General features: G+C 66.2%; 10 protein-coding genes. 5 read left to right on the top strand and 5 right to left on the bottom strand.

Going from position 1 to position 8,902, the window contains the following annotated elements; all coding sequences use genetic code 11:
• On the bottom strand, window positions 1-853 hold an 853-nt coding region (locus tag DMX06_RS24185; protein ID WP_110739693.1), incomplete at its 3' end, for an aspartate aminotransferase family protein.
• 203 nt (window positions 854-1,056) lie between these two features.
• Between DMX06_RS24185 and DMX06_RS24180 the strand changes: the two genes are divergently transcribed.
• A complete protein-coding gene (locus DMX06_RS24180) occupies window positions 1,057-1,554 on the top strand; it encodes a PaaI family thioesterase (protein ID WP_110739692.1) in 498 nt (165 codons plus the stop codon).
• Here the strand turns inward: DMX06_RS24180 and DMX06_RS24175 are convergent, their stop codons facing one another.
• On the bottom strand, window positions 1,555-1,977 hold the full coding sequence (locus tag DMX06_RS24175; protein WP_110739691.1) for a hypothetical protein: 423 nt from the start codon (window positions 1,975-1,977) through the stop codon (window positions 1,555-1,557).
• Between the two features lie 182 nt (window positions 1,978-2,159).
• On the opposite strand from DMX06_RS24175, the gene DMX06_RS24170 reads away from it, so the two are divergent.
• Together DMX06_RS24170 and DMX06_RS24165 are read left to right on the top strand one after the other, a co-directional pair.
• Window positions 2,160-2,675, top strand: a complete 516-nt coding sequence (locus DMX06_RS24170) for a GNAT family N-acetyltransferase (RefSeq protein ID WP_110739690.1) — start codon at window positions 2,160-2,162, stop codon at window positions 2,673-2,675.
• Window positions 2,676-2,705: 30 nt separating this feature from the next.
• Window positions 2,706-3,401, top strand: a complete 696-nt coding sequence (locus DMX06_RS24165) for a glutathione S-transferase N-terminal domain-containing protein (protein WP_110739689.1) — start codon at window positions 2,706-2,708, stop codon at window positions 3,399-3,401.
• Between the two features lie 104 nt (window positions 3,402-3,505).
• Here DMX06_RS24165 and DMX06_RS24160 read toward each other — a convergent pair whose 3' ends face one another.
• Window positions 3,506-5,122, bottom strand: a complete 1,617-nt coding sequence (locus tag DMX06_RS24160; RefSeq protein WP_110739688.1) for an inorganic phosphate transporter — start codon at window positions 5,120-5,122, stop codon at window positions 3,506-3,508.
• 128 nt (window positions 5,123-5,250) lie between these two features.
• Here DMX06_RS24160 and DMX06_RS24155 point away from each other — a divergent pair, with 128 nt between their 5' ends.
• Both DMX06_RS24155 and DMX06_RS24150 read left to right on the top strand, forming a co-directional pair.
• Window positions 5,251-5,637, top strand: coding sequence for a DUF488 domain-containing protein (locus DMX06_RS24155; RefSeq protein ID WP_110739687.1), 387 nt, complete (start codon window positions 5,251-5,253; stop codon window positions 5,635-5,637).
• Window positions 5,627-6,058: a GNAT family N-acetyltransferase gene (locus tag DMX06_RS24150; protein ID WP_110739686.1), complete on the top strand. Its 432-nt coding sequence runs from the start codon at window positions 5,627-5,629 to the stop codon at window positions 6,056-6,058. The genes DMX06_RS24155 and DMX06_RS24150 overlap by 11 nt, the downstream gene beginning before the upstream one ends.
• A gap of 240 nt (window positions 6,059-6,298) precedes the next feature.
• Here DMX06_RS24150 and DMX06_RS24145 read toward each other — a convergent pair whose 3' ends face one another.
• Both DMX06_RS24145 and DMX06_RS24140 read right to left on the bottom strand, forming a co-directional pair.
• Window positions 6,299-7,732: a right-handed parallel beta-helix repeat-containing protein gene (locus DMX06_RS24145; RefSeq protein ID WP_110739685.1), complete on the bottom strand. Its 1,434-nt coding sequence runs from the start codon at window positions 7,730-7,732 to the stop codon at window positions 6,299-6,301.
• A gap of 14 nt (window positions 7,733-7,746) precedes the next feature.
• Complete coding sequence (locus DMX06_RS24140; RefSeq protein ID WP_258378912.1) at window positions 7,747-8,871, bottom strand: polysaccharide lyase; 1,125 nt, start codon at window positions 8,869-8,871, stop codon at window positions 7,747-7,749.
• Window positions 8,872-8,902: the final 31 nt, after the last annotated feature.

Here is an 8,902-nt window from a genome sequence, read left to right as displayed (position 1 = left end):
GCCCGCCCTTGGGCAGCGCGCCCATGATCGCCTGCCGCCCGACCACCGCGCCCAGCGGCATGCCGCCGGCAATGCTCTTGGCCAGCAGCAACAGGTCCGGCTCGATGCCCAGCCGGGGGAAGGCGAAGCGCTGGCCGGTGCGGCCGAAACCGGACTGGATCTCGTCGATGATGATCAGGATCCCGTGCTCGTCGCAGAAGCGGCGCAGGGCCTGGGCGAAAGCAGGATCGAGTGCCAGGAAGCCGCCTTCGCCCTGCACTGGCTCGAAGATGAACGCCGCCACATCCTCTACCGCCAGTTCCACACCGAACAGGCGCTCCATGGCCTTGAGCGCCTGCTCGCAGCTCACCCCGGTGTCCGCGCTCGGGTAGGGCAGGTGGTAGACCGGGCCAGGCAGTTCGCCCACGCGCTGCTTGTACGGGGCGACCTTGCCGTTGAGGTTGAGGGTGGCCAGGGTGCGGCCGTGGAAACCGCCGTCGAAGGCGACGATGGCGCGTTTGCCGGTGGCGCCGCGGGCGACCTTGAGGGCGTTTTCCGCCGCTTCCGCGCCGCTGTTGGTGAGCATGCCCGCCAGGGGGTAGCTGACCGGGACGAACTGGCACAGGCGCTCCATCAGTTCCAGGTAGGGGCCGTGGGGCGCGGCGTTGAAGGCGTAGTGGGTCAGGCGCGCGGCCTGCTGCTGGATCGCCTCGACCACCGCCGGGTTGCAGTGGCCCAGGTTGAGCACGCCGATGCCGCCGACGAAGTCGATGTAACGCTTGCCGGCGGTGTCCCAGACTTCGGCATTGCGGCCATGGGAAAGGGTGATCGGGTGAACGATGGCGATGGACTGGCTGATACTTTCCTGATTCATCTGCACGCGGCCTGTTGTTCGATTCAGGTCGTATCCAAGCGTGGCGGGGATGTATCCCGCAAACGAATTATTCGATTGCCGTCATTCGTTTTCTTCCTGACCTTGATGTCCGTCCTCCGGGCCACGCTGATTGGCGTGGGGCGGGCAGGGCGCTACCATCGGCAGTCAGCCTCCTTCCCAATTCCAACAAGCCAAGGACGCGTATGACCGAACAAGCCCTCTCCCTGCAACAACTCGCCGCGCCCGAAGGCACCTGCTACGGCTGCGGCTGCTCCCACCCCAGCGGCCTGCACGTGCACAGTCACTGGGACGACGACGGCGTCCACCTGCTGTGCCGTCATTCCCCCGACCCGACCTTCATCGGCTGGCCCGGCCTGGTCTACGGCGGCCTGCTGGCCATGCTGGTCGATTGCCACTCCAACTGGACCGCCATGGCCCACCACTATCGCGCCGAAGGCCGCGAGCCCGGCAGCCTGCCGCGTATCGACTGCGTTACCGGCCAGCTCAGCCTGACCTACCTCAAGCCCACGCCGATGGGCGTCGAGCTGCTGCTCAAGGCGCGGGTCGAGGGTGAGGTGGGGCGCAAGAGCCGGGTGATCTGCGAGGTCTGGGCCGGGGATGTGCTGACTGTCACCGCTGACTCGGTGTTCGTGCGGGTCGATACCGAGAAGCTCAAGCGCCAGGCTCATCAGCAGGGATGATCAAGTACCGGCTGCTACGTCGAAGTCCCAGCTTTCGATGTCAAACTCAGCATCGTCCAGTTCCACCGGGAATTCGAATCGGCCGGTCAACGAACGCGCTTCGTAATCAATCGTATGAAGTTCGAACGTTCCTGCTTCAATAGCCTTGATAGATTTCTCGAAATAACCGAATTCGACCAGGATATGTGGTTTTTCGCCTTGATCTTCAGCGGTTAGGAGGTAGTCGCCAGCTCTGGGGTTCCAGTAGCCGGTTAACTTCAGCCAATATTGTGCATGCGCTGGATTTCCGTCGCTGACGGCTTCGATGGTAAAGCCAAAATCTTCATCGAACCAATCCTGGCGATACACCTTCAAAGCGCTGGCTGAGGTGCTGTTCTGGCCATAGATTGTGACGCCGATCTCCTGAGCTGATTCGGTGGTCATATCTTTTCTCCAATGGGCTGTGCGGATGATTTTCGTCCTGCGAAGATGGAGGGCCGCTGCAAGGGCGTCTACTGGCAAAAATAACAGGCCAGAGGGAAAACCTGGTTGTCTGGCGCACATGGACAGGGTCGGGCAAGGGTGGCATTGTCGAGGGCGAACCGGCTGCCCGACAGGATGTTGCCATGCCTTACCAGATCCGCCCGGCGCGCAGCGACGACTGCGTAATCTTGAGCCATATCGGCCAGGCCACCTTCGCCCTGGCCAGTCCGCCCGACAGTGCCCTTGCGGCGCAACAGCACTACATCGCCCACAACCTGCAGCCCGAGCACTTCCAGGCCCACCTGTGCCACCCGCACAAGCGCCTGCTGGTGGTCGAGCAGGACGGCCAGGTGCTGGGCTACAGCATGCTCGACCTGGCGCCCGGTGAGCTGGGGATCGCCGCGGCCGATCATCTGGTGGAGATTTCCCGCTGCTATGTGCTGCCCGCCGCCCACGGCACAGGCGCCGCGCAGTCGCTGCTCGAGGCTACCCTGGCCCACACTGGTGGCCCGGTCCGTCTGACTGTCAACGAACTCAACGCCAGGGCCATTCGGTTCTACGGACGCAATGGCTTTCGCAAGGTGGGCGAGGCGGTCTTTCCGTGCGGTGACGAGCGGCACCGAGACTGGGTGATGGTCAGGACGCCTGGCAGTCTTTAAATTGAGTCCCTCAACCTTCAGGGCGCGAACATGACCGATCTTTCCGTATTCCCCATCACCCGCAAATGGCCGGCCCGGCATCCCGAGCGCCTGCAGCTGTATTCGCTGGCCACGCCCAACGGCGTCAAGGTCTCGATCATGCTCGAGGAGATCGGCCTGCCCTACGAGGTGCACAAGGTCAGCTTCGACAACGACGACCAGCTGAGCCCCGAGTTCATCTCCCTGAGCGCCAACAACAAGATTCCGGCAATCCTCGATCCCGACGGCCCTGGTGGCCAGCCGCTGCCGTTATTCGAGTCGGGGGCGATCCTGCAGTACCTTGCCGAGAAGAGCGGGCAGTTGCTCAGCCAGGATCCTGCCCAGCGCTACCAGACCTTGCAGTGGCTGATGTTCCAGATGGGCGGCATCGGGCCGATGTTCGGCCAGGTGGGGTTCTTTCACTTCTTCGCCGGCAAGGAGTACGAGGACAAACGGCCGCGTGACCGCTATGTCAATGAGTCCAAGCGCCTGCTGGGCGTGCTCGACCGGCACCTGCAGGGGCGGGAGTGGATGGTCGATGCGTACAGCATTGCCGATATCGCCATCTTCCCCTGGGTGCGCAACCTGGTGGAGCGCTACAACGCGCGCGAGTTGGTGGGGTTCGATGAGTTCAAGGAAGTTCAGCGGGTGCTGGCGAAGTTTCTTGAGCGTCCGGCGGTCCAGCGCGGGCTGAAAGTGCCGAGCTAAGCAGCTATCCGCGATCCTGTGGGAGCGGGTTTACCCGCGAATGCGTCGGCAGCGCCACCATCGCATTCGCGGGTAAACCCGCTTCCACAGGCAATACGCATGGCTCAAAATAACTGGTTCAGCAACCAGTACAGGCAACCCGCCAGCAACATCGCGGCCGGCAAGGTCAACACCCAGGCCATCAGCAGGTTGACCAGCGTCTTGCGTTGAATCCCCGACCCATTGGCCACCATGGTCCCGGCCACGCCCGAGCTCAGCACGTGGGTGGTCGACACCGGCAGGCCGAACATGTCCGCCGCACCGATGGTGCACATGGCCACCACCTCGGCCGAAGCCCCCTGGGCATAGCTCAGGTGGGTCTTGCCGATCTTCTCGCCCACCGTCACCACGATGCGCCGCCAGCCGACCATGGTACCCAGGCCCAGGGCGATGGCTACCGCGACCTTGACCCACAACGGGATATAGCGGGTGGCGTCGTCCAGCTGGCGCTTGAACAACTGCACATGGCGGGTGGTGTCGGCGTCGTAGCGAGCCAACTGGTGCTTGTCGATCAGGCGGATCGCTTCGCTGGTCAGGTACATGTCGTTGCGCACGTTGGCCATGGCTTCGGCCGGCACGCGCTTGAGCGAACCATAGCCTTTGACTTCCTCGCCGATCATGCCGGTCAGCGCGGCCAGCGCCGGGACCAGCTCGGCGCTGGCCTTGGGCTCGCCGATGAACGCGGTCAGCACCTGGCGTGGATCGGCTGGCGCGGGGGCCGGTACTGCGCGCACCAGGGCCTGGCGGGTGACTTCGGCGACGGCCGAGAACTGCAGGGCCTGCTCGTTGGGCATGGTCTTGTTCAGCGCATAGGCCATCGGCAGGGTGCCGACCAGGATCAGCATGATCAGGCCCATGCCTTTCTGGCCATCGTTGGAGCCGTGGGCGAACGACACGCCGGTGCAGGTAAGGATCAGCACGCCGCGGATCCACCAGGGCGGCGGCGTCTGGCCTTCTGGCGCCTGGTACAGCTCGCGGCGCTTGACCAGCGCGCGCAGGGCGAGCAGCAGCAGGGCGGCGCAGGCGAAGCCGATCAGGGGTGAGAACAGAAGCGCGTAGCCGACCTTGCTGGCCTGGGTCCAGTCCACGCCGCTGGTGCCGTCGCGCCCGTGCATCAGCGCGTTGGCCACGCCCACGCCGATGATCGAGCCGATGAGGGTGTGCGAGGACGACGCCGGCAGGCCCAGCCACCAGGTACCTAGGTTCCAGATGATCGCCGCCAGCAGTAGGGCGAAGACCATGGCGAAGCCGGTCGACGAGCCAACCTGCAGGATCAGCTCCACCGGCAGCAGGGCGATGATGCCGAAGGCCACCGCGCCGCTGGAGAGCAGCACGCCGAGGAAATTGCACAACCCTGACCAGACCACCGCCACCGGCGCCGGCAACGAATGGGTGTAGATCACCGTGGCCACGGCGTTGGCGGTGTCGTGGAAGCCGTTGACGAACTCGAAGCCCAGGGCGATCAGCAGGGCCAGGCCCAGCAGCAGGAAGGGGGTGACGGTGGTGACCACGGTGCCGCTGGCGCTGACATCCTGCTTGAGGCTCCAGAAGGTGTAGGTCAGGCCGGCCAGCAGCAGGCCGAAGAACAGGGTGAGGGTGGCGCGTCCGGGTTTGTGGGCAAGTTGAGGGCGGGGGTTGCGCAGGGTCAGGTCGGACTGGCTGGCCAGGGACGGGGTTGCCATGAGGGCTCCGGTTGGCGTCGGGCGGTGGTGCCGAAGGTGTTCAGCATAGAAACAATTCGTTACCAGGGCGTGACCTCGGTCAATGAAGGCCCTAGGCTATCTGGGGAACGATGTCGCAGGAGTGCTGCATGATTCGCTGTAAACGCGTCTACGAGGCGGTCGAGGACGCAGATGGCCAGCGCGTGCTGGTTGATCGTCTGTGGCCCCGTAATAAGCGCAAGGAAGACCTGAACGGGCAGTGGCTGCGCGAAGTGGCGCCGTCCGACGCACTGCGCAAGTCGTTTCACGCCGGCGAGTTCGACTTCGCCGGTTTTACCCAGCGTTACCAGCAGGAGCTGGCCGCCCACCCCGAGTACTGGTATCCGCTGCTGGACCTGGCCGGCAAAGGCGACCTGACCTTGCTGTACGCCGGCAAGGACATCGAGCACAACAACGCCCAGGTCCTGGCCCGGTGGCTGGAGGACGAACTGGAACGCCGTGGCCCGGCCAGTTCGCCGGTGTGCTATGCCTCTTGAACTGATTTCCGCCACCGACGAGCACCTGGCGTTCGCCCGTGACCTCACGCGCCGCGCCATGCTGCCGTATTACCGCGAATTCGACCTGCTGTGGATCGAGGAGGCCTTCGACGAAGCCTGGGGCTGGCGCGAACAGTGGCTGGTGGTCGAGGGCGACCGGGTGCTGGGCTTCTGCAGCCTCAGCCAGGACCGCCAGGCGCTGTTTATCCGCGAGTTGCACCTGCTGCCCGAGCAGCGAGGCCGGGGCGTGGGCGGCTGGGTGCTGGAGCAGTTGGCTGGCTGGACCGCGCAGCGTGGGTTGCCCTGGCTGCGGTTGATGGTGTTCAGCAGCAATCCGGCGCGGCGCCTGTACCAGCGCCGAGGGTTCGCCGAGGTCGGGATGGACGAGTGCTTCGTGCGGATGCAGCGTCCAGTGCCCTGACGCGATCCCTTTAGGCGATCGCCCAGCCATTCGGGCTGCGCTGTCGCGCAGGGAACCATCCCCCTGTGGGAGCGGCCTTGCGTCGCGAAAGGGCTGCGCAGCAGCCCCGGCAATTTCGAGGGTGGCTCAGAATCTGGGGCCGCTGCGCGCCCCTTTCGCGACGCAAGGCCGCTCCCACAGGGATCGCGCTAGCTTTAGCAGTTGAGCAAGACAGTTGCTCCTAACAGGGGGCGGTGTATTTCAGTCCTGGCGCACTCTGACCATCTGTCCCTGAACCAGCATCGCCTCCAGCACCGGCCCCTGCAACGCCAGCAGGTCGCCGGCCAGCAGGTTCTGCAACAGCGCCTTGCCATCGAAGCGATTGCCGCCCAGTTCGACCTCGCGCACGCCCTCGACTCGCACCACGGCCTTGCCCACCTGCCCCAGGCGGTTGTCGCTGATTACCAGCGGCCCCGGCTGCGGCGTGGCGTTGCGCAGGCTGACGGCGTACTCCGGGGTATTGCCGATACGGTTGCCCACCAGGGTCAGCGCCGTGACCTCGCTGGCGTCCACGGCGCTGCCCTGGCTGCTGGCCAGCAGATTGTCGTCGATCAGCAGCGGGGCTTCGGCCGTGGGCGCGAGGTTGCGCAGCTGAATGCCATGGCCACGGCTGTCGCCGATACGGTTGCCGATCAGCAGCACGGCGCCGCGCTGGTCGCTGATCTCGATGGCGGCCTTGGCGGCGCCGAGGATCAGGTTGTTTTCGATCGATGCCCGGGTCTGGCCACGCAGGCGCACGCCGCTGTTGTTGTCGACGCCGCGCAACTGGTTGCCACGCAGGTTCAGTTGGCTGTCACGGGCGTCGATGGCGTACTGCTGCGAGCCTTCGAAGCGGCTGTCGACGACGGTCGCCTGGCTGTGTTGCAGCTCCACCGCGCTGGACAGCTCGCTGAAATGGCTGGCCTCCACCAGCAGTGTGGCGGGACGCGTGCTGGCCGGCTGCTGGGTGCTGAGCGCGGTGCTCAGGCCGCGGGACAGGTTGGCGTTGTAGCCCAGACGTTTGAGAGTCGAGCCGATCACCTCGGTATGGCTGCCAGCCCAGGCCACCACGAAGGGCCGCCAGGCGCGGTCGGTGTTGCCGGGCTTGTCGCCGGCCACGCTCTCCAGTGTCGATCGGTTCAGCCCCAGCCAGCCCTGGTTGATCAGCGCGGAACCGGAGAAGCTATACAGGTAGAGGCTCGTGCCCTCCAGCAGCAGCCCGGCATCGGCGCCGATCATCAACGGGTAGCTCAGCAGGTAGCCATCCTTGTAGCGCTTGAGGACCCGTGGGTCGTGCAGCACATCGTGCAGCTGCGCCAGGGTGATGCTGCCACCGCGCAGCACCACGGCCTGGGGGTGATGCGCCTGGTAGCCGGCGATGGCGCGGAACAGGCCGTTGTTGACGAACGGCTCGAACGGCCAGCTGCCGGCCTGGGACGAGAACATCGGTTGCAGGCTGACACTGGCGCGGCCCGCGGGCGGCGGGCGACGCGTCTGCTCGAAGGTCACCGCCTGGCGGGCCTGGTGGCGCAGTTGCTCCAGCTGCTGCTGATACTGCGCCTGGGGCAATGTGTCCATCACCGGCGCGGCCTGGGCGGTCGTCGCCAGCAGCAGGGCGGCCAGGCAGGTGAGGGAAAAGCGGCTGAACGGTGCCATGGGAGCGTCCTTGATCAAGGCAGGTTGGGGTAGGCCGGCTTGAGCGGGCCGCCGATCTGGCTGTAGTTGTCCACCTCGCCGTCCTCGCTGTCGTACAACTGGCGGGCGAGGGCATGCCCGGGCCGGCGGGCCAGGAACGGTATCAGCCAGGCCAGCTTGTAGGGCGCGACGTCGGCCTGGCGCTGGCCCTTGAGCTGGGGCAGGGTGTCTGGAGCGAGCACGCTGCGGGCGGCGAAGGTGGCCAGCTGGTCGAGGGTGCGCTGGTCGTCCTCGCTCCAGGCCAGGCCGTTGGCCCGGGCCGACTCGCCCAGCAGCACCAGCGGCACCAGGGCGTACTGGCTGTAGTTGGCGGCCAGCTTGCTGCGTGCCACTTCCAGCGGCAGGTAGGCCTGGTCGCCACTGCGCACGGCCTGGGCCAGGCCCCGGCGCAGGTTGCCGTCGGCCCAGCGGATGAAGTCGTCGCGGCCCACCAGCATGCCGGCGGCGGCCACCGCCCAGGCGGCCCAGTAGTCGTGGTTGTTGAAGTAGACCGTGGTGGACTGGCGGCGCGGGTCGTATTCGCGGATCACCTGCTCGCCGAGCTGGGTGAACCAGCGTCGTTGCGCGGGGCTGAGCTGCGCCTTGCCGTCGGCCGCGGCCTGAGTCAGCAGCACCGCGCCGGCCATGGCCGCCAGGGCCCATTTGCGCGCCGCCATGCCGGTGTTGCTGGCATCCGGGTCGAGCAGGGCACCCGCTTGCGCCCAGCGCTCCAGCCATTGGTCCTGGCAGGCCAGGGCCATGTTGGCCTGCTGCGGCTTGCTGGCGTTCTGGAAGCGCTTGCCGGCCTGGATCAGGCCGCCGACGAACTGCTTGAGTTGCCGGGCGACGCGCTCGCTGTCGGCGTCGGGGCTGGCGCGCAGGGTGGACTTGCTGGCGTCGCGCGGGTCGTACTTGCTCTGCAGGTGCAGGCTGGCGGTGTAGGGTGGTGGGGGTGCCTTGCTGCAGGTGAGGGTGCGATAGTCGGCGATCATGGCCGATTGCACGGTGGCGCGGGCGGGCCAGATGGTTTGGGCGGCGTGGGCCATGGGGGTGAGCAAGGCCAGGGCTGCCAGGGTGAGCGTGAAACTGTGGGGGCGCTTTGCGCCCCTTTCGCGGCGCAAGGCCGCTCCTACAGGGATTGCGTGGGGGCGG

The organism is Pseudomonas mosselii (assembly GCF_003205295.1).
Taxonomy (GTDB): Bacteria; Pseudomonadota; Gammaproteobacteria; order Pseudomonadales; family Pseudomonadaceae; genus Aquipseudomonas; species Aquipseudomonas mosselii_B.
The sequence above is the reverse complement of the archived record's forward strand: the minus strand, read 5'-3'. Positions and strand labels throughout refer to the sequence as shown.

Excerpts from the sequence above, each read along its gene's own strand:
- DMX06_RS24165 (WP_110739689.1), top strand. The coding sequence starts at position 2,706 with ATGACCGATCTTTCCGTATTCCCCATCACCCGCAAATGGCCGGCCCGG.
- DMX06_RS24155 (WP_110739687.1), top strand. The coding sequence starts at position 5,251 with ATGATTCGCTGTAAACGCGTCTACGAGGCGGTCGAGGACGCAGATGGC.
- DMX06_RS24145 (WP_110739685.1), bottom strand. The coding sequence starts at position 7,732 with ATGGCACCGTTCAGCCGCTTTTCCCTCACCTGCCTGGCCGCCCTGCTG.
- DMX06_RS24160 (WP_110739688.1), bottom strand. The coding sequence starts at position 5,122 with ATGGCAACCCCGTCCCTGGCCAGCCAGTCCGACCTGACCCTGCGCAAC.
- DMX06_RS24170 (WP_110739690.1), top strand. The coding sequence starts at position 2,160 with ATGCCTTACCAGATCCGCCCGGCGCGCAGCGACGACTGCGTAATCTTG.
- DMX06_RS24180 (WP_110739692.1), top strand. The coding sequence starts at position 1,057 with ATGACCGAACAAGCCCTCTCCCTGCAACAACTCGCCGCGCCCGAAGGC.
- DMX06_RS24150 (WP_110739686.1), top strand. The coding sequence starts at position 5,627 with ATGCCTCTTGAACTGATTTCCGCCACCGACGAGCACCTGGCGTTCGCC.
- DMX06_RS24175 (WP_110739691.1), bottom strand. The coding sequence starts at position 1,977 with ATGACCACCGAATCAGCTCAGGAGATCGGCGTCACAATCTATGGCCAG.